This is a genomic window from Neobacillus sp. NRS-1170 (assembly GCF_050468025.1).
The window spans coordinates 1-19,944 of sequence record NZ_JBITPF010000040.1; the positions used below are offsets into that span (position 1 = coordinate 1).

Annotated in this window: 14 protein-coding genes and 1 riboswitch; of the genes, 3 read left to right on the plus strand and 11 right to left on the minus strand. The window is 40.0% G+C overall.

Annotation, left to right across the window (positions count from 1 at the left end):
• Positions 1 to 210: 210 nt before the first annotated feature.
• Positions 211 to 846, minus strand: a complete 636-nt coding sequence (locus ACIFOT_RS18510; RefSeq protein WP_430066818.1) for a DUF2306 domain-containing protein — start codon at positions 844 to 846, stop codon at positions 211 to 213.
• A 212-nt stretch (positions 847 to 1,058) separates the two neighbouring features.
• Here ACIFOT_RS18510 and ACIFOT_RS18515 point away from each other — a divergent pair, with 212 nt between their 5' ends.
• Complete coding sequence (locus ACIFOT_RS18515; RefSeq protein ID WP_430066819.1) at positions 1,059 to 3,056, plus strand: S9 family peptidase; 1,998 nt, start codon at positions 1,059 to 1,061, stop codon at positions 3,054 to 3,056.
• Positions 3,057 to 3,462: 406 nt separating this feature from the next.
• Here the strand turns inward: ACIFOT_RS18515 and ACIFOT_RS18520 are convergent, their stop codons facing one another.
• The 4 genes from ACIFOT_RS18520 to ACIFOT_RS18535 all read right to left on the minus strand — a co-directional run bounded on the left by ACIFOT_RS18520 (position 3,463) and on the right by ACIFOT_RS18535 (position 8,027).
• Positions 3,463 to 3,717: a hypothetical protein gene (locus ACIFOT_RS18520; RefSeq protein WP_430066820.1), complete on the minus strand. Its 255-nt coding sequence runs from the start codon at positions 3,715 to 3,717 to the stop codon at positions 3,463 to 3,465.
• A 79-nt stretch (positions 3,718 to 3,796) separates the two neighbouring features.
• Positions 3,797 to 4,711 (minus strand): proline dehydrogenase family protein, encoded by a 915-nt coding sequence (locus tag ACIFOT_RS18525; protein WP_430066821.1) that lies wholly within the window; start codon positions 4,709 to 4,711, stop codon positions 3,797 to 3,799.
• 80 nt (positions 4,712 to 4,791) lie between these two features.
• On the minus strand, positions 4,792 to 6,360 hold the full coding sequence (gene pruA / locus ACIFOT_RS18530; RefSeq protein ID WP_430066822.1) for an L-glutamate gamma-semialdehyde dehydrogenase: 1,569 nt from the start codon (positions 6,358 to 6,360) through the stop codon (positions 4,792 to 4,794).
• A gap of 275 nt (positions 6,361 to 6,635) precedes the next feature.
• Positions 6,636 to 8,027 (minus strand): amino acid permease, encoded by a 1,392-nt coding sequence (locus ACIFOT_RS18535; protein WP_430066823.1) that lies wholly within the window; start codon positions 8,025 to 8,027, stop codon positions 6,636 to 6,638.
• 445 nt (positions 8,028 to 8,472) lie between these two features.
• Between ACIFOT_RS18535 and ACIFOT_RS18540 the strand changes: the two genes are divergently transcribed.
• Complete coding sequence (locus ACIFOT_RS18540; RefSeq protein ID WP_430066824.1) at positions 8,473 to 10,191, plus strand: sigma-54 interaction domain-containing protein; 1,719 nt, start codon at positions 8,473 to 8,475, stop codon at positions 10,189 to 10,191.
• Positions 10,192 to 10,315: 124 nt separating this feature from the next.
• On the opposite strand, the gene ACIFOT_RS18545 is transcribed toward ACIFOT_RS18540, so the two are convergent.
• The 6 genes from ACIFOT_RS18545 to glsA all read right to left on the minus strand — a co-directional run bounded on the left by ACIFOT_RS18545 (position 10,316) and on the right by glsA (position 17,034).
• Positions 10,316 to 11,197, minus strand: coding sequence for an RNA polymerase sigma-70 factor (locus ACIFOT_RS18545; RefSeq protein WP_430066825.1), 882 nt, complete (start codon positions 11,195 to 11,197; stop codon positions 10,316 to 10,318).
• 42 nt (positions 11,198 to 11,239) lie between these two features.
• Positions 11,240 to 12,526, minus strand: a complete 1,287-nt coding sequence (locus ACIFOT_RS18550; RefSeq protein ID WP_430066826.1) for a phytoene desaturase family protein — start codon at positions 12,524 to 12,526, stop codon at positions 11,240 to 11,242.
• 127 nt (positions 12,527 to 12,653) lie between these two features.
• The gene (locus ACIFOT_RS18555) at positions 12,654 to 13,205 is read right to left on the minus strand and encodes a DJ-1/PfpI family protein (RefSeq protein ID WP_430066827.1); all 552 of its coding nucleotides are present in this window, start codon (positions 13,203 to 13,205) and stop codon (positions 12,654 to 12,656) included.
• A gap of 310 nt (positions 13,206 to 13,515) precedes the next feature.
• A complete protein-coding gene (locus tag ACIFOT_RS18560; protein ID WP_430066828.1) occupies positions 13,516 to 14,172 on the minus strand; it encodes a hypothetical protein in 657 nt (218 codons plus the stop codon).
• Between the two features lie 145 nt (positions 14,173 to 14,317).
• A complete protein-coding gene (locus tag ACIFOT_RS18565; protein ID WP_430066829.1) occupies positions 14,318 to 15,682 on the minus strand; it encodes an amino acid permease in 1,365 nt (454 codons plus the stop codon).
• Positions 15,683 to 15,845: 163 nt separating this feature from the next.
• A riboswitch (glycine riboswitch) is annotated at positions 15,846 to 15,925 on the minus strand.
• 182 nt (positions 15,926 to 16,107) lie between these two features.
• Positions 16,108 to 17,034 carry a glutaminase A gene (gene glsA, locus ACIFOT_RS18570; protein WP_430066830.1) on the minus strand — a complete coding sequence of 309 codons (927 nt, stop codon included), beginning with the start codon at positions 17,032 to 17,034 and terminating at the stop codon, positions 16,108 to 16,110.
• A 447-nt stretch (positions 17,035 to 17,481) separates the two neighbouring features.
• On the opposite strand from glsA, the gene ACIFOT_RS18575 reads away from it, so the two are divergent.
• Positions 17,482 to 19,941, plus strand: coding sequence for an Ig-like domain-containing protein (locus tag ACIFOT_RS18575; RefSeq protein WP_430066831.1), 2,460 nt, complete (start codon positions 17,482 to 17,484; stop codon positions 19,939 to 19,941).
• Positions 19,942 to 19,944 lie beyond the last annotated feature (3 nt).

A 19,944-nucleotide genomic window follows, 5' to 3' on the forward strand; every position in this document is an offset into this window, starting at 1 on the left:
ATTTATCGGGGGATTGACCACAGGCACTAGCAAATAATACAAGAACGAATGTTCTGTTATTATTTTTTATTATCCCATGGACTTTCAAAGAAAGTATAGTGAGAGCACTTGCATAATCCCTAAAAAAATCGGCCCATTAAAATAGGGTCAAACCCCTGGTGGAGTTAGCTACTGTAAATTCGTGACTTGTGTTAGTATTGATCCTACCATTCATTTCAACTTGCCTCGGTTAAGTATCCTCCACTCAATAATAATGAAATTAAGCATGAGTCCTACCCAGATATTAACGTTTAACGCTTCTTCCACCATCTTCTCTCTTCCTTCCGGAAGTGAAAACCCGTTTAGTAGGTAGTAAGACAATAGTAAAACTGGCACTAATAAGCGTGCACTTACTGCAACTAAGGTAACACCGAAACTCCGTACCATCCAACGTCGATGCTCATTTATTTCTTTTCTGACTGCGGCACGGAAACCTTTCCAGCACGTATAAAGCCAGAGCATAGATAAAACAAGGAGAGCAACTGCTTTTGTGAAATTTTCAGCATAGAAAATAAGCACAAATGCAAGCAATCCACTGATAAAAACACTGCCAGTGTAAATCCTGCCCAAATATCGATGAGCTTTCGGTTTGTGTAGGCGAATCCGTTTGATAAATTGTAAAAAGCCTGATAGGATGGCTAAACATGCAAATACGATATGGCCAACTAGAACAGGATATTGAATCGTTGGTGACTTTATCGTGATACGGCTGTTTTCAGGATTTAACGTAAAATAAGGGGCAACAAAAGGAATCATAACACCAAGAGATACAATCACCAAAAGCCACCACATTTTTTTAGAATTCATTTATCTACCTCTCCTCTAAAATAAAAACATTCTATTAAACCCCAATTTTCCTTTCTATAACGATACTTCTTAATTCTTAACAAGAAAAAATGTAATTCTTAAATTTTTATAAACTCCTCCACATCAATATTATGAAAATACAAAAAATTCGTTTACTTCGACTATCGAAATGTTAAGATAGACTTATAGTAAGCATATGGGGGGAATAGAAAGTGACGAAACGTCCGATTACGGCGGAAGATTTATGTAAATTTAAGTTTGTCGGAGATCCTCAGGTTTCACCTAACAAGGACAAAGCTGCGTATGTCTTGACTCATGTAGATAAAGAAAAAGATGGCTACTATTCTTATATCTACTTAACTGATTTAAAAGATGAAGGCAGACAGTTTACCTCTCATTATTCAAAGGAGAGCTTAGTAAAGGATACTTCTCCAAAGTGGTCACCAGATGGCAGCCTGCTTGCCTTCCGTTCAAACCGCACCGAAAAAAATCAGGTCTGGCTTTTACCTACGGATGGTGGTGAAGCGTTTCAAATAACAGACGTAAAGCAAGGGATTGGTGAATTTGTCTGGTCTCCAGATGGAAAGCAGCTTGCTCTTACCATTAACGGGGAATTAAGGCATACCTCTGACCAGGATGAAGATAAGAAGGAAGAAAAAAGTGATGTGAATGTGATTACAAGACTTCGTTATAAAGGAGACGGAGTCGGTATTTATAACGATGACCGCAAGCATGTTTACCTATTTGACATGGAGACAAAGTCTTATACGAAAATTACTGAGGGAGAGCATGATTTTTCACAGCCCCGTTTCTCTCCAGATGGAAAAAGCTTATTCTATGTTGGCACAAAGGCCGAAGATACAGAGTGGGGTTACCTCCCAGCTATTTGGAAATACGATTTGGCTCTTAAAAAAGAGACCCTTTTCTATCAAGGAAGTGGATATATAAGCTCCCCTTCGGTATCACCAGACGGTAAATGGCTGGCGATTGCCGGTCATACACGTGGGGAACGAAGTCAAGGAAATACAAACGCCCTCCTCTTTTCCTTGGAAACAGGTAAATTAACAAATTTAATGGAGGGCTTTGACTACACAATCGGAAACCTGATAGGTGTTGATGCGAAGTATGACACAGCGGAGTTTCGATTAATATGGGACTCCACTAGCTCTAACATTTACTTTACTGCTACAGTTGGGGGCGATTGTCAGTTATTTAAGGTAACTCTGAATGGGGAGGTTTCCGCTGCTCTATCCCCTTCATTAGCAACCGTTACTTCTTATGATATCGTCAGTGATGATCAAGCAGTCCTTGTTCTAGCCACTCCTCATTCAACTGGAGATATAGTCATTCAGGATTTAAAAGATGTGACTAACGTTCATAAGTTAACGGATTGGAACCATGAGCTTTATAACCAGGTTCATTTAAGTACTCCGGAAAATTTCCATTACAAGAGCACGGATGGTTGGGATATTGAAGGCTGGATCTTAAAGCCCTTTGGGTTTGAGGAAGGGAAAACATATCCGATAATCGTTGAGATTCACGGCGGGCCGGCAACGGCATATGGAAATGGTCTTCACCACGAGATGCAGGTAATGGCTTCAAAAGGCTATGTAGTCCTTTATACGAATCCTAGAGGAAGCCATGGTTACGGTCATGACTTTGTCAATGCCGTTATCGGTGATTACGGCGGAATGGATTATGAAGATATTATGGCTGGTGTCGATTATGCATTAGAAAACTTTAATTATATCGATCACAGCCAGTTATTCGTTACGGGAGGCAGCTACGGCGGGTATATGACCAACGTTATCGTCACTCGTACAGACCGTTTCAAAGCAGCCGTTACGCAGCGCAGTATTTGTAATTGGCATAGCTTCTACGGAACGAGTGATATTGGATTTTTCTTCACGGAATGGCAGCACGGACATGCTGATCTATGGGATGATGCCGAGAAGTTATTAAAGCTTTCCCCTCTTCACCATGCTCGTAATGTTAAAACACCGATATTAATCCTGCACAGTGAACAGGATTTACGTTGTCCGATGGAACAAGCAGAGCAATGGTATATTGCCCTTAAGCGGTTGGGAGTGGAAACAAAGCTCGTACGCTTCCCGGATGAAAACCATGACCTTTCACGCTCTGGCAAACCAATGCACCGTTTAGAGCGTCTAAAGCATTTAATTGGCTGGTTTGATGATCGTCTGAAATAAGAAACCACGAAACCACTGGGACAGTTCATTGCCCAAGGAAGAGCTTATTTAGTAATTACGGTAAATAAAAAGACGTTTCATCGCCCCAGGGAATGCTTATTTTGTGATTACGGTAAATGAAAAGGCGTTTCATCGCCCCAGGGAATGCTTATTTTGTGATTACGGTAAATGAAAAGATGTTTCATTGCCCTAGGGAATACTTACTTTGTGATTACGGTAAATGAAAAGATGTTTCATTGCCCTAGGGAGAATATCAAATAATAATTGTAACGCTAACGAATGTCAGTATAACAAATAAATATTCAGTACTCTTCTGTCCTTTTGTGAAAAATGTGCCCCCTCCCTAACTTCGGGCGTGACAGGCACCGGAAGTTAGGGAGGGGGCATTAACAGTTATCCTCTTTCATCATTCACTTCCTGTTATTAACAGGTCATCCTTTACTTTTATTAATAACGTTTCATGAGTGACATTTTGCTTTTCAGTTACTTCCAATGACACAATATGACCACTTACACCAGCCCTGACTTCTACTTTTTTGTGATCTTCTGTATCAATTAAGATTAACTTTTCCCATTCATACACATATGAATCCTTGCCAACAAATAGGGTTTCGATTTTCCCGCAACACGGACTATAGATAGCTTCTATAACTTCTTTCAATTTTTAAAACCTCTCTTTCAAAAAAGTAATGGAAGGGTCTTAAATTTCTGTTTCCGCATTTTATCTTTATACCTTACTGTTACTTGGAAAAGAGCCCCTTTAGAGCAAAAGCCACATTTTGCGGTCTTTCTGCCAACCGGCGCATAAAATATCCAAACCAATCATTTCCAAAGGGTATGTAAACACGCATTTTGTATCCCTCTTGAACTAGACTAAGCTGCATGTCTGTTCTAAATCCATATAACATCTGAAATTCAAATTGATCTCGCGGTATATTGTTTTTTTGCGTGAATTCTTTCACTTTGGCAATTATATGGTGATCATGGGAAGCAATCGCCGTATAGCTTCCGCTCAGCAGATGCTCTTCAATGATTTTTAGATAATTTTCATCTACCTTCTCTTTCTCTTGATAGGCGACTTCAGGAGATTCTTTGTATGCTCCTTTTACTAACCGAAGAGGAATTCCCTTTAACTCTTTTACGTCCTGGTTGGCCCGAAATAAATAGGCCTGGATAACGGTTCCAACATTATCGTACGTTTGGCGTAATTCACTCAGGATATCTAGTGTAATTTGACAATGCGCGTGATCTTCCATATCGATTCGGACAAAATTGTTGTGTTTCTTTGCAGCCGCAAGAATTCTGCGCATGTTATTTAAGCAAAAGTCCCTGTCTATGTCCAGCCCCAGCTGGGTCATTTTAACAGACAAATTACTATTCACTCCGGCTCTTGCCATGGCTTCCAACGTCTTTAGATTATATTCTGTTGCCTCAATTGCTTCATCTCTGCTTGAAACGAATTCCCCTAAATGGTCCAGTGTGCAGACCAAACCTTTTTTATTTAATTCTTCCACCTTTTTAATGGCACTTTCAATCGTATCCCCTGCCACAACTTGGGAAGCTCCAAACCGAAGTCCCCATTTTTTTGCCGCTTTATTTAATCCCTTACTTTGGGAGGCGTAAAGGAAAACATTTTTTGAAACCTCTGCAAACATAGATGATCCTCCTAAGTTATTGAATCTTGATATTACAAAACTTTTATAATAGGCAGCTTAAAAAAGCTGCCTACCTAATCCTAATGTGATTCACTGGTTGTTTTCGCTTGCATGTGCAGGATAAGGTAATCAGGTCCGCCGGCTTTGGAGTCCGTGCCTGACATATTAAATCCTCCAAATGGCTGGTATCCGACAATCGCCCCCGTACAGCCTCGATTGAAATAAAGATTTCCAACATGGAATTCTTGTTTTGCCCGCTCAATATGGTCACGATTGTTGGTAATTAAAGCACCGGTTAGACCGTAATCTGTATTGTTTGCAATTTCCATCATGTGATCGAAATCCTGAGCCTTACAAAAAGCGAGTACCGGTCCAAAGATTTCTTCCTGCATGAGACGTGCATTTTCATCGACATCAGCAAAGATTGTCGGTTGAATAAAGTATCCTTTGGAATCGTCGCCTTCCCCACCCGTCATCAATTTGCCTTCTTCTTTGCCAATTTCGATATATTTCATGATTTTATTGTAAGAAGCCTGGCTGATCACTGGTCCCATATAAGTATTTGCATCTTCCGGGCTTCCAACGGTTAATGTTTTGGTTAAGGCAACTGCTTTTTCAAGCACTTCATCATAAACATCCTGATGGACCACCGCACGGGAACCTGCTGAGCACTTCTGTCCAGAAAATCCAAAGGCGGAGTAAACAATCGAAGAAGCTGCTAAATCCAAATCGGCATCTTTATCAACGACTACTGTATCTTTTCCTCCCATTTCGGCAATCACACGCTTTAACCAAATTTGGCCCGGATGTACTTTCGCTGCCCGCTCATAAATACGGCAGCCGACTTCACGAGAACCTGTAAAAGAGATGAATCGTGTTTTTGGGTGATCAACAAGGTAATCACCTATTTCCGAACCTTCTCCCGGGACAAAGTTGATTACCCCATGAGGAAGTCCTGCTTCTTCCAAGATTTCTACGAATTTTGCTGCCACTACCGGTGTATTGTCTGATGGTTTAAGCAGGACGGTGTTTCCCGATACAATCGCTGCCGTCACCGTACCTGCCATAATTGCTAGTGGGAAGTTAAACGGCGAAATGATAATACCTACTCCAAGTGGTATGTATTGAAACTTGTTACTTTCTCCCTCGCGGCTGTTTACTGGTACTCCATCTTTTAATTGCATCATCTGGCGGGCATAGAATTCAAGAAAGTCAATCGCTTCTGCTGTATCCCCATCTGCCTCTTTCCAAGGCTTTCCGGCTTCTTTCACAAGATAGCTAGAGAATTCATGTTTGCGGAGACGAAGGATAGCTGCTGCCCGGAATAAAATATTGGCCCTTTCCTCCGGGTCATGATTTTTCCACGTTTCAAATGTAGAAAGCGCGGCTTGCATCGCTTTTTCTGCCAACTCTTTATTCGCTTTAGAAACAATGCCGATTACTTCTTCCTTATTACTAGGATTAATGGAGATCGTCTGTTTATCTGTTTTAATTCGTTCGCCTCCGATAATAAGCGGATGCTCTTTACCTAATTGAGATTGGACTAACCATAAGGCTTTTTCAAACGCCTGTTTGTTTTCATTAATTGTAAAATCAGTAAATGGTTCATGTTTGTATGGCTTAATCGCATTCTTATATTCTGTAATCATATGATTCTCTCCCTTATATTTTTATTGGAAAATTTTTAATATTAAATATAACTGTATTATAAATGACATTTAACACTTTTGTACATTGTTTTTTAAAAAAATGTTTAATATTTTACTATTATAACAATATTGTTTAATTTAACAAGATAATTGAACACTTATGTTCAATATTTTATCTCGATTACACAATTTATTGTAATTAAAACTAAGAATCATACCCGGTACGCATAAAAAAGCCTCGAATTCATTTAAATTCGAGGCTTTCATACTATTTACTAGATAGCTTGTTTCTTTTTATCTTGTAATACATTAGTCTGCTGTTTATTCTTGGTAAGAAAAAATGAACCGACAACAAGCACAGCAATAAGTGCCGTTAAATAAAATTGTGAACGCAATGAGTCAATAAATGCCATAAATATAAAAATAGTCGTGATCGCAAGTATCGTCGCATATGTCAAATAAGGAAATAACCACATTTTTAATTTCAATGCCTGAGGGTTTTCTTTTTCATATTTTCTTCTCAGACGAAGTTGGGAGAAGGCAATTACTAAATAAACAAGAAGTGCCACACCCCCAGAAGCGTTCACTAAAAAGAGAAATATTTTATCTGGAGATAGGTAATTAAAAAACACGCTAATATAGGATATAGCGGTACATCCCAGGATCGCATAAACCGGGACACCCTTCTTATTCACCTTTAAAAACACACGAGGGGCATCACCACTGTTTGCCATGGCAAACAACATACGCGAGCTCGTGTACAGACCCGAATTCAAGCAAGAAAGTACGGCTGTCAACACAATAAAGTTCATGATTTGAGCAGCACCAGGTATGTTTACTAGCTCCAGTACGGAAACAAACGGATTTTTTAATAGGGTATGAGAATCCCATGGAAGTACCGTTACTAGTACAAAAATGGAACCCAGATAAAAAATTAAGATTCGATAAATAACACTGTTTGTTGCAACTCTAATGGCTTTTTCAGGATGTTGTGTTTCTCCTGCTGCAGTCGCTACAATTTCACTTCCCATAAAAGAAAACATGACAATAGCAATCCCCAAAAATATGGAACTTATTCCGTTGGGCATAAATCCTCCCCTATGTATAAGGTTAGAGGTTCCAGGTGATTCTACACCCGGTATAAACCCGAATATAATCGCCCCTCCGAGAATCAAAAACAGGACGATACTTACTACTTTAATAAGCGAAAACCAGTACTCGAACTCGCCAAATGATTTAACAGAATATAAGTTTGTTAGAGTTAATAAAAACGTAAGGGCAAGGCTGACCGTCCAAGATGACCAAGATGGAAACCAGTATTGAATGATGTTTGCACCCGCAATGGCTTCAACAGCTATGACAATGACCCAAAAAAACCAGTATAACCAGCCGATGGTGTAGCCAGCCCATGGTCCCAATGCATCTCGGGCATACGTGGAAAAAGAACCAATGGAAGGATTCACGATGGACATTTCACCCAGCATCCGCATGACCAATATCACAAGCAGCCCTGCGAATACATACGAAAAAATTGAAGCCGGTCCAGCTGAATTGATGAGTGAGCCACTTCCAACAAATAAGCCGGCACCTATAATTCCTCCCAGAGAAATCATGGTAATATGGCGAATTTTCAAATCCTTCTTTAACTCCGTTTGCTGATGATTCATCTCCTACACATCCTTTATAAAATACTTGTTATATTTCATTAAAATAAAAGTATTAGCTTTGGAAGCGTTTTCTAAATTTTGTAAATGCACATGTTACAATTTCTTTGGCTTCCCCTCTTTCTATTCGAATTTTTTTAAAATTTTATTTATTCGTATTTTACACACCTATGTTCACATTTGTCAATTTTATTTTCAACATTAAACAATAGTGTTTAATGTTATTAAACTATTTGACAATTTAGTATTTTCAAAAATAAACTGTTAACTTTGTTTACAAATTAAAATTTAATTAGATTGGACTATTTTGAAGTACAACTTATTTACTGACTCATCCATTTAGACAAATCTGTTTAAATATGTTCACTTCATTGTTCTAATTCTAGATAATATTATACAAATATGATACATTGATTAAAATCACTGCATTATAAAGAGGGAATTTTATATGTTAAAAAGTGGACAAATCAATTTAGATGACTCCTTTATATTGACCGGGCCTCAAACAGCTTTAGCTGAACTAAAAAACATGCTCCTGCAATTTCATTTTGTCATCGTTATTGCCGAGAAAGTACATTATACAATTACGAATAGTGAATTAAACTTAATCACATCTTGCCCCGAGACTATATCTGCAGCTATTTTCCTTAAAGAAAGACAATGGATTCCTTCAACTGTCTTAACAATGTCAAAAGTTCTTGAATCCAGAGCAAATTGGAGACGTCCTGTTCTAATAGAGGATGATGAAAGGAAAGCTATTATCGGCATTTTAACCGCTGAAGAATGGATTCAGACCCTTCAAGTTGAAAACAAAAAAGTAACAGCATATTTTCACACACTGGCAGAAACCGTTAATGATGCAGTTACAGCGGTAGATCAAGAAGGTAAAGTAATTTGTTGGAATACTACTGCCGAAAAAACATACGGAATCAATCGTGAAAATATTATTGGCCGGAAAATCGGGGATTATTTTGAGGCGGAAGATGTCGTGTTACATCGGATCTTAAACGAAGGATTCCCTGTTCGACAAGCTTATCATCGTCCTGACAGTAATACGCATGTTTTAATAAACGCTTCGCCAATCATCCAAGATAATTCGATAATTGGAGGGGTTGCAACGGAACATGATATTACTCGAATTGTTCGGCTCAATGAAGAATTGTATGGTTCGATGCCCCAGCTTGTCCATCCTGAAAAACCATTCTCTTCCATCATTGGGGTTAGTCCTGAGATAAAAGAAGCGTTACAAATTGCACAGAAAACAACTTCTGCTGAAATCCCTGTCCTATTGGTAGGTGAACCCGGTTCTGGGAGAGAGATGCTGGCACAGGCTATCCATTATGGCAGTTTAAAAAAGAATGCACCTTTTTTATCTGTTCATTGCATATCTGTTCCTTCTGGGCTTTTAGAAGTGGAATTGTTTGGATATCAAAGAAAAGCTTTTACGAATGAAGAACGAGTAGGACAAGCCGGCAAACTTGAACAAGCAAGTGGAGGAACCTTGTTCATTACCGACATTGATCGAATGCCGTTTGACATTCAAGTAAAACTTTCTGATTATTTGGAGCATCAATCATTCCTTCGTATTGGGGCAACTGAATCTGTTCAAACCCAAACACGTATTATTGCCTCAGCTTCACCTAGAATAGATGAATTGGTACAGGAAGGTCATTTTCATAAAGATCTGTATTACCAATTATCGGTAATAAAAATTGATGTTCCTCCATTACGTGAACGAATGGAAGATATTGTAGAGTTGGTTCAAAAATTCATTCGTGAATTTACCATAAAGTACAAAAAAACAATGCCGAATATTGCCCCCGCGGTTATGACAGCTTTACTTAACTACGATTGGCCCGGAAATGTGCGAGAACTTCGAAATGTTGTAGAACGTTTTATCCTGCTCAACGATGGAATGATTACAACTGAACATCTTCCAAGAGGGATCGTTAACTTCTCCCAGTCTATACACACAAATGATATACCAAGCCCAGACGAGCCATTAGTTAAGAACAAGGACATAACTATTAAAGATGAACCCTTAATGATTGAAGAAGCATTACGCAAAACGTATGGAAACAAAAGTGCAGCAGCAAAGTTACTAGGTATATCAAGAGGAACTCTATACAATAAAATTAAAGAATTCGGACTAGATTCAAATAGTTAGTACCAAGAATAACTATTTTGGTTCTTGTAATAAGAAGTACAGGAACAGCTATAAGAGCTGACAGGTACACGAGTAATATCGTGTTTCTGTCAGCCTCATTATTCTTATTAAAAAAGCTTCCTCTTCAAAGAACATGTCCAAGCTTATCTGGATTGGCAACAAGATAGATGGCAACAATTTTATTCTCGACTAAATGAAAGGAAATTACATTAAGTGGCTGACTGTTCACATAGGAAACGATTCCTGGTACTCCATTGACTTCCCTGATTTTGAAAGAAAAACCCTCAGGCACTTTTTTCAAAATCCCTTCTAGGAACGTACAAACTCGATTCGAACCATAAATAGGCCTAAGAGCAGCTTTTACTTTTCCACCACCATCGGATATCAAAGTGGCCTCAGATACCAATAAATTTTTAATGCCTTCTGTATCTCCGGAGGTTAATAAGTTCACAAATCTTTCTATTACATTTTTGGTTTGATTTTGGACATCCTGTGTTTTTTCTTTTATAACCTCCAAGGTATTCTTGTCTAATCCCTGCTTTGCCCGATGAAAGATTTGACGGCAATTGATGCTGCTTTTTCCAACGATTTCAGCTATTTCCTCATAATCAAACTGAAGAACCTCTCTTAATAGAAAGACAGTCCTTTCCACCCACGACATTTGTTGAAGTAATAATAAATAGGCGGTTGTAATGGATTCTTTTTGAAGATAAATTTCCAATGGGTCTGTGGCCGTATCGCCGATGACAAGAGGCTCAGGCAGCCATGGCCCGGTATATACCTCTCGCTGGTTAGCTGCTGATCTTAATCGATCAATACAGCGGTTGGTCACAGATTTGCATAAATAGGCCTTTATGTTTTGGATATCCTTAGGAATCCCTTTATTTATGGTCAGAAATACCTCTTGAATGATATCCTCTGCATCCATCAAGCTCCCAAGCATGCGGTAGGCAAGCGAGAACAGCAATGGTTTGTATTCGGAATATAACTGCTCAATATTTTCCATCGTACATGCCTTCTTCCTATAAAAACATCATTTTTCAGGCAATCAAGATATAGGCAAGGGCCTGTTTTTTTGCTCTTCCAGATCTTTTATAACCGTCAAAGATGCTCTTCGTGCACTTTCCATTACTGCATCTGCTAAAAATTCACCATGACTTGCCCAATCTCCTGCAATATATAGTCCGCTAATCTCCGGCACTACTGGGCCGGGAAACCGATCGGTCCTGGCCATGTGCAAATAGTCATTTGCCACCGTCATATTGGGTAAATATTGTTTGGCTACAACCTCTTTTTCCCAACCAGGATGCAGCATGCTCATGGTGGCTTCAAGGAATTTTTGATCCTCGATTGGATCACCTCCGGCTGCTCCATTATATTTCACTAAATGCATCACGAGTGACCCATTGTCACTTAATCGAGAATACTTGGATTGATTGGTGAAAAACACCGGTTGATCGATGCCGATAGATACATTCCGCCCTTCTACCGGAAGCTTTTTTAAACATAGATCCAAACAGGCGGCCATCGCTGGTCTTGATTGGTTTTTCCACGTAAGGATGGAGGTTTTTTCCGCACTTCGAATCAAGCGGTGTAATTCTCCAGGTGAAACAGTGCTGATGACATGCGCAGTAGAAATCTTTTCACCGTTTGAAAAAATAACTCCTGTTACTTGCTGATCATATTCAATTTCAACAACATTTTTGTTATTCATTATTTCAACACCAGATATTATGGCAAGCTCCCGCAATTGATCCACAATCGTTTGCCACCCGCCATTTATATATAAAACACCACTTTTGATGCTTCTTTGCAGCTGTTTAAGAACGGGACCGACTAATAGATAATCCGGATCTTGTGTATACGTGGCTGTTCTGCATAAGGCATAGAAGATATGGCGTACCATGGGGCTATGAATTTCTTTTTCAGCCCAATTTCTTAAAGTCATGATCTCCAGTGTATTTGTATCCATGTTTTTTAATTTAAGCATGAATTTACCGAACTCCATTTTTCCTGACAAAGAAAGCTCCGTCCAAAGCAAATGAGGAAGGGATACTACCTTGTTTTTCCAAATGGCTGTTCCTTTTGCCGGCGGACTTCCCCCATCTATCCTAATCCCTAATTCTAATAATATATTTTCGGCAGGGCCCGATTTATAAAGAGCATGTGCACCCAAGTTTAACAATGCTCCATTTTTATCAATTGTCATGGCCCGGCCTCCACACTGCCTTGCCTTTTCAACCAATACGACAGACTTATTTGCCCTTGCCAAATCAATTGCGGCTGTTAAACCCGCCAGCCCCCCGCCAATAATGGCTGCATCATACGTTTTCACATTATTTCCTCCATTTCAATATGGTTTTCATAAACAAGACGGGGGAGGATGTTTTTTTGTGACAACATAAACAAAATTAAAAAAGCTCGTAGAGTAATAAATTTTTTCTACGAGCTTCTTTTCAGTCTTATTGGTTTAATAATTTTATAAACTCTTTCATAAAACCCGGAAGATCCGGCCATGCGTGTCCGGAAACGAGATTGCCTTGAACATGGAGGTGATTTTCAATATAGGTTGCCCCAGCCGCTTCCACATCCGGCTTGCAGGCGATATAAGCGGTTAATTCACGGCCTTCCAAGTATTGGCGCACGGTTGTTAACACCTGACCTGCATGGCAAATCGCCGCTACAGGTTTATTTGTTTCAAAAAAGCGGGCGACAATTCTTGGAACATTTTCATTTAAGCGAATGTATTCCGGAGCTCTTCCCCCTGGAATAATCAGCCCGTCAAATTCGTCCGGATTTACTTCTTCAAAAGCTAACTGTGCTTCAATTAAGTATCCTTTACTTTCCGTATAAGTATCCCATCCAATGAAGTCATGTACTACCGTTTGCAGTTTCTTCTTTGATGGTGCGGCTATCTGCACATTGTAGCCTTCTTCAAGACAACGAAAATACGGGTAATAAACTTCCAATGCCTCTACAGCATCTCCTGCCAGGATTAATACTTTTTTTGACACCTTAACGACTCCCTTTCTTAAAATATTAGGCTAGTACCAATATTTATATATTCATAATACTTCCTTTAATTTCCTTAAATCCAAAAATAAATTATCGGACAAAAAGTGGCCTAAAAAACAGTGCCTCACGTCCCTAATAATGTCGATGAATTCGACAGAATGTGGGTGGTGCCAGGCACTTATACCTATGGAATTTTAATACGACCTCTCAGTTAAGTTGATTACAGCGGCATACCTGCAAATTCCATAAATCAACAAAACTCCTTCGCAAGTAAAAATGCGACTGCTCATATTGAACAACCGCACAAGTTTAAAAGAATCTTATATTTACTATTTTACTCATCTTAGCCAATTGGCATTGCTGTAATGTAACCATTGGATTAACCGAAGGTGATATTGGAAACATTAAGTTTTTCCGATTGTTATTATGAGCTGGATCTATTCTTCCCATTTGATGATAGATATAAGGGCCTGATGGATCATCATTAATAAACCTATTTTGTATTTTATCGAATCGTTTAAATAATATATGTCCAAATTCGTGTGCCAATGTGTTACGATTAGCAGCCATGTCAGTTAGTAAAATTTGTCCAAAGAATTCATACTGCGTGCTGCTTTTAAAATTTACAATCTCTGTCCCACTAACCCCTATTACGTTTTTACCTCTTCCTTCAGCCAAAAAGTCTCCTTTCAAATAAAAAACGTATATTCCTATTTTATGCTCATTAGCATTCCTAGCTGACTGAATTAAAGAATGAATACTACTATTTTTAAACACCTTATCAGCAGGAATTGTGCCAGCATTTACGATTCCTTTACTAAAATAAACACCTTTTAATAAAAATTTTATACAACCTTCCCATGCATGATTTGCTTTATAAATATCTTGTTTTACTCTACTAAAATTTGATTTGGGATCAGCACCATTGACAAAAATAGCATACACATCAACTGTATAGGTGGCCAATTCTGATAACTCCCTTTAATTGTTAAGATTCACTTTAATATAGTTTATTAAAATAATAGACAATATGTGCAGAGACCATTGGGTCGGTTCTAACGGCTTTTTTAAAACTTTGAGCCAATAGAACCGTCGCCCCCAATCGTTGATTCTATGCCGATATTCTTTGATTATTATCTTTTCTCTTTCTATAAGAATACAATGTAAATAATAGAATAAACCAAAGTGGCGTCAACAATAAGGCCGTGCGTGTAGCTTGAGCGAACAGCATAATAATAAGAATCATGGCAAACAAAGTTAGAACAGCGTAGTTCATAAATGGAGTAAACGGCGCTTTAAATGTTGATTTTTTCTGTAAGTCAGGCCGTGTTTTCTTATACCTTACATGGCAGATAAGAATGACACCCCACACCCATATAAAACAAATCGCACTAATGGTTGTCACGATCCCAAAGGCTTGTTCCGGAATTAATTTGCTCAAAAGAGCTCCCCCTGTTAAAACAAGAGTGGAAATCAATAGCGCGTTACTTGGTACATGATTTTTATTCAACTTCGCAAAGTTAGCTGGCCCCTGATTCTTTTTGCTTAAATTAAACAAAATCCGGCTTGTAGAAAACATCCCGCTGTTACATGCAGAAGCGGCGGATGTTAAGACGACAAAGTTAATAATGCCTGCAGCAATTGGAATCCCGACCAAGCTAAAGGTTTTGACAAAAGGACTTTCTGCTGCATTTAGTTCTGTCCAAGGATTAATGCATAAAAGAACGATCAATGCACCAACGTAGAAAAAGAGAATTCTTAAAGGAATTTTATTAATAGCAGATGGGATGTTTTTTTCCGGATTGGATGTTTCCGCTGCCGATACTCCCACTAATTCCACACCGACAAATGCGAATACAACCATTTGGAAGGAAAGCAAGAAGCCTGAAACCCCGTTAGGAAAAAGCCCGCCATGTCCCCATAGATTTTCTATTGAAACTGTTCCTGCATCGGTCTTGAATCCCATCACTAACAAAATGACCCCTATAGTGATTAAGGCGACAATGGTTATGACCTTTATTAACGCAAACCAAAACTCCAATTCTCCAAAAAGCTTCACGGTTAATAGATTGAGTCCTAATAATATAATTAAGCAAACGATGGCAGGTATCCACTGGGGGATATCAAACCAATAGCGAACATATACCCCAACTGCAATCACATCGGCCATCGCCGTCATAATCCAACAAAACCAATAGGTCCATCCGGTGACAAACGCTGCCCGTGGTCCGAGATAGTCTGCAGCAATGTCTGTAAAAGATTGATAACCCGCTTTAGACAGCAGCAGTTCACCCAGCGCTCTCATAACAAAAAAACAGGCGATTCCTACGATTAAATAGGCCAGTATGATGGATGGCCCCGCCAGCTGTATGGCTTTACCGGAACCCAAGAATAATCCGGTTCCAATGGTGCCGCCAATGGCGATTAGCTGCACGTGACGATTTTCTAAATTCCGCTTTAATTCTCTTTGTTCCATTTCAATCTCCCTCTCAAATTGATGAAAAATGTTTCATGTGAAACGATGAACAAAATAGTAAACTCAATAAAAAAAGAGATTGGATATCCTCCAATCTCTTAGGTCTAAGAATAATAAATAATATCTATTACACTAACGATCGTCAGCATAACAAATAAATATTCAGTACTCTTCTGTCCTTTTGCCTGAGATTGTGAACCCTTCGGCGCCGCGTATTCCTGCGGTCTCTCCAGAAGCTGCTCCTGCTATAGTGCGATCCATAGCAATCATAGCTTGCTAAATTATTAATTTTTTTGATTGAGTTTAACTATTGTTAAATAATTTTTAATTTTAATAGTATTCTTATAATATGTCAACAACTAAAGCAATTACCTAAGTTTAGGGAAGGATAATGAATCCCATCTGGCAGCCAGATGGGATTTCTTTTAAAACATACTCAACCGATATCTTTTTGACAAAAGTTCCAAAAGTTTAAGTCCAGCCACACTGTTCCCTTTTTCATCTAAAGCAGGACCGAAAATGCCGATTCCAAATTTACCAGGAACAGCCCCCATGATTCCTCCTGATACACCACTTTTAGCCGGAATCCCTATTTTGATGGCGAATTCGCCTGATGCATTATACATTCCGCACGTTACCATAAAGGTTTTGCAAATTCTTGCTACATCGTCGGGCATAATCCGTTTCCCATTAAGAGGGTCCACACCATCCATCGCAAAAATCATCCCGATCCTTGCTAAACCCAAACAATTCATTTCAACAGCACACTGTTTGGTGTATAAATCCAATAAGGGTTCTACATCCTCAGTGATGATGTTATGCTGCTTCAGAAAATAGCATAATGCCCGGTTTAAATCAGCGGATTCAAATTCGGAACGGGCTACATTTTCACAGTAACCAATGGAAGAGTCATCGGCCAATTCCCGGATAAAGCCTAATAACCGATTGAATCGATCCTCCACTGTATCCCCTTTTATCATATGGGTCACGACCAGTGCCCCAGCATTTATCATTGGGTTCAATGGCTTGGCCGGCATTGTTTCCAACTTGGCAATCGAATTAAACGGGTCTCCAGTTGGCTCCATCCCAACTCGTTCAAATACATAGCGATAGCCTCTTTCCATTAAGACAAGAGCTAAGCTGATAACCTTTGAGATACTTTGCAACGTAATCTTTTTATCAATATCACCCGCTGAGATACATCTTCCGTCAGGATAATTTATCGCAATCGATAAATCACCAGGATTTGCTTTACCCAGCTCGGGAATATAGTCTGCAACCTTTCCATCTTTTGTATATCTTTTTGCTTCTTCAACAAATCGCTGTAATTCGTCACTTTTTTGACACGGCATTATGCATCACCCATAGTAGTATGGGCGAATGATAAGGCGGTCATTCACTAATATTTTTGTGAGAGAAATTAATTTTTATAGCACATACTTGAGGAAGGGTATCAGACAACGTCGAGGCCCTCCGTAGTTTTGACTTTCATTTTTTTACACATTCATTTATTAATTTTTTTGCAGTACAATCAAACCGCTTCTAAATTTGCAACGTTATTTTTATTTGATATGAAATACATTTAATTTTGTTTTTAAATATTTAATCACAGCAACCCCTCCCCACTTAACACCTCCTTCAAAAGGATTTTTTTAACATTTTTTTGAGTAATATGTCCTATATTTTTGAATACACATTTTAAACAAGAAAGGAGATTATGAAAAAAAGAGAATGTCAGTTTATTAGGTTCATAAAAAAATAGCTGAACCTACATACATCAAAGGAGGGCATGCCAAGAGATGCGATTTAAGAAGACTGTTCATTCAAGAAAATTAGATGAGACGAAAAAAAAATCAAGAATGAAGCGTTTGTTTCTTGTGAGCTTATCCCTCATTACTTTACTTAGCGGCGGCATTCCTGCGGCGAATGCAGAAACGGTCCCAATGGATTTCCCTAGATTGGCCCAGCTTGGTCCAATCCACGAGGATAATGGATATCCGGTCTGGTACGAAGATTCACACGGCACACGGTTACAGCTTTGTTTAGATGCAAATGATCCATTGTGTGCAATCGTTTCAGGCGACATACCCGATCCATCAAAACCAGTTTCGTTAAAAGCCGGAAATTTCCCCGAAGAAGCCTTTTATCAATTAGCCAGCTCTACGATTAACCTTCCAAATGGAGGCAGTGCTAACGGGACCTTTGCTCTTGAAGCGGCTTTTGCAAATGGCCCGGCCATTGATGGAGAGCAAATCGTATTCGGCAGGGTCCGTTTTAAAGCGGACGGCTTGATTGCAAATCAACCCTACACGTTTACACACCCATATGGCATCGATATATTACAAGCCGATGGAACCGGTTCATTAAAGTTTACCGAAGATATAGGCCTTAATGGCGGATTCAACGAAGTGTTGAAAAGCCGGATAGGAACCTTTTTACAATGGGATACTGGAGCCCCTGCAGGATACATTGGGGATCCAAATGTGGATCACAAGATTATTGGCGGAATCAATAATCAAAACTTTTTCCGCATTGAAGGCCCAGGAATCGGAACAAGTGCTTGTGGTCCAGACTGTGCCCAAACAGACTTTTTTAGTCTAATGGGCAAGCAAGCCACCATTGCAGGTGTAGAAATTGCCCCACCAGTGGTCAATGATGTGACCGATCAAGCGACTTCCGTAACCGGAACTGCAGAAGCTGGCACAACTGTGGAAGTCAAATTTGGGGCAACCGTCCTTGGAACGGCAACAGCAGCTGATAATGGCTCCTTCAGTGTAACAATTCCTGTCCAACCCGCAGGAACCACCCTATTGGTTACGGCAACAGGTTCAACCGGCAATGTAAGTAGAGCAACAAAAGTAACGGTGAGAGATACCGTTCCGCCAGCCGCCCCAGTGGTCAATACCGTTACTGATAAGGAGAAAACCGTGACGGGAACAGCGGAAGCCGGTTCGACGGTGGAAGTCAGAGCAGGTAATGTTATTCTTGGCACTGGTCCAGCCGCACAAAATGGCTCCTTTAGTGTCGCGATTCCTATCCAATCTGCAGGAACCATCCTTGCCATTTCGGCTAAAGATGCTTTTGGTAATGTTAGTCAGGCCGTTCAGTTGACGGTGGTCGATACAACACCACCTGCGGTTCCAGTAGTAAATGAAGTAACCGATCAGGCAACTTCTGTCACTGGTCAAGCGGAAGCGGGTTCGAGGATCGATGTGGCTAAAAATGGCACTGTTATCGGCACTGCCACAACCGGAGCAGACAGTAAGTTTTCAGTCACAATCCGTGTTCAGGTGTCAGGCACTGAATTAAGCGTCACAGCAACCGACAATGCTGGTAATACTAGCAACGCAGCAGCTGTAGTTGTAAAAGACATATCTGCCCCTGCGAAGCCTGTGGTCAATGAAGTAACCGATCAGGCAACTTTTGTTACGGGTCAAACTGAAGCAGGTTCGAAGGTAGATGTAAAGAAGAATAATGGCAACGTTATTGGCACTGCCACTGCCGGAGCGGACGGGAAGTTTACGGTCACGATTCCTGTTCAGGTGTCAGGCACAGAATTAACAGTTATCTCCACAGACCAGAGTGGAAACGTAAGTGCAGCAACAACTGTAATAGTAATAGACGTAACAGCCCCTCTGAAGCCAGTAGTCAATGAAGTAACCGATAAGGCAAGATCAGTTACGGGCCAAGCGGAAGTTGGCTCGAGGGTTGATGTAAAGTCTAAAATCGGCACCGTTATTAGTACAGTTATTGGAACAGCCACAGCAGGAACGGACGGGAAGTTTACGGTTACGATCCCTGTTCAGGCGGCAGGCACCGAGTTAAGCATCACAGCAACCGACAAGGCTGGTAACACCAGTGAAGCTGCAGCCATTAAAGTAATCGCAAAACCATCTGGCTGGGTGTTTAAGGGCGGGAATTGGTACTATTATGATCCGGTGACTTCTGTGCTGAAAACAGGCTGGTATAAGGTCGGCGCAACTTGGTACTTCTCAAATACAAGTGGCATCATGCAGACCGGCTGGGTGAAGAGCGGAGCATACTGGTACTACCTCAGCAAAAGCGGCGCAATGCAAACCGGCTGGCTGAAACTCGGCACAACCTGGTACTACCTCAACTCGAACGGGGCAATGCACGTAGGATGGTTAAGAAGCGGAACTAAATGGTATTACTTAAAGAGCAACGGTGCGATGGCAACCGGCTGGATGACCATCTCAGGAAAAAGATACTTTTTTAATAGCACCGGGACATTAAGATAACCC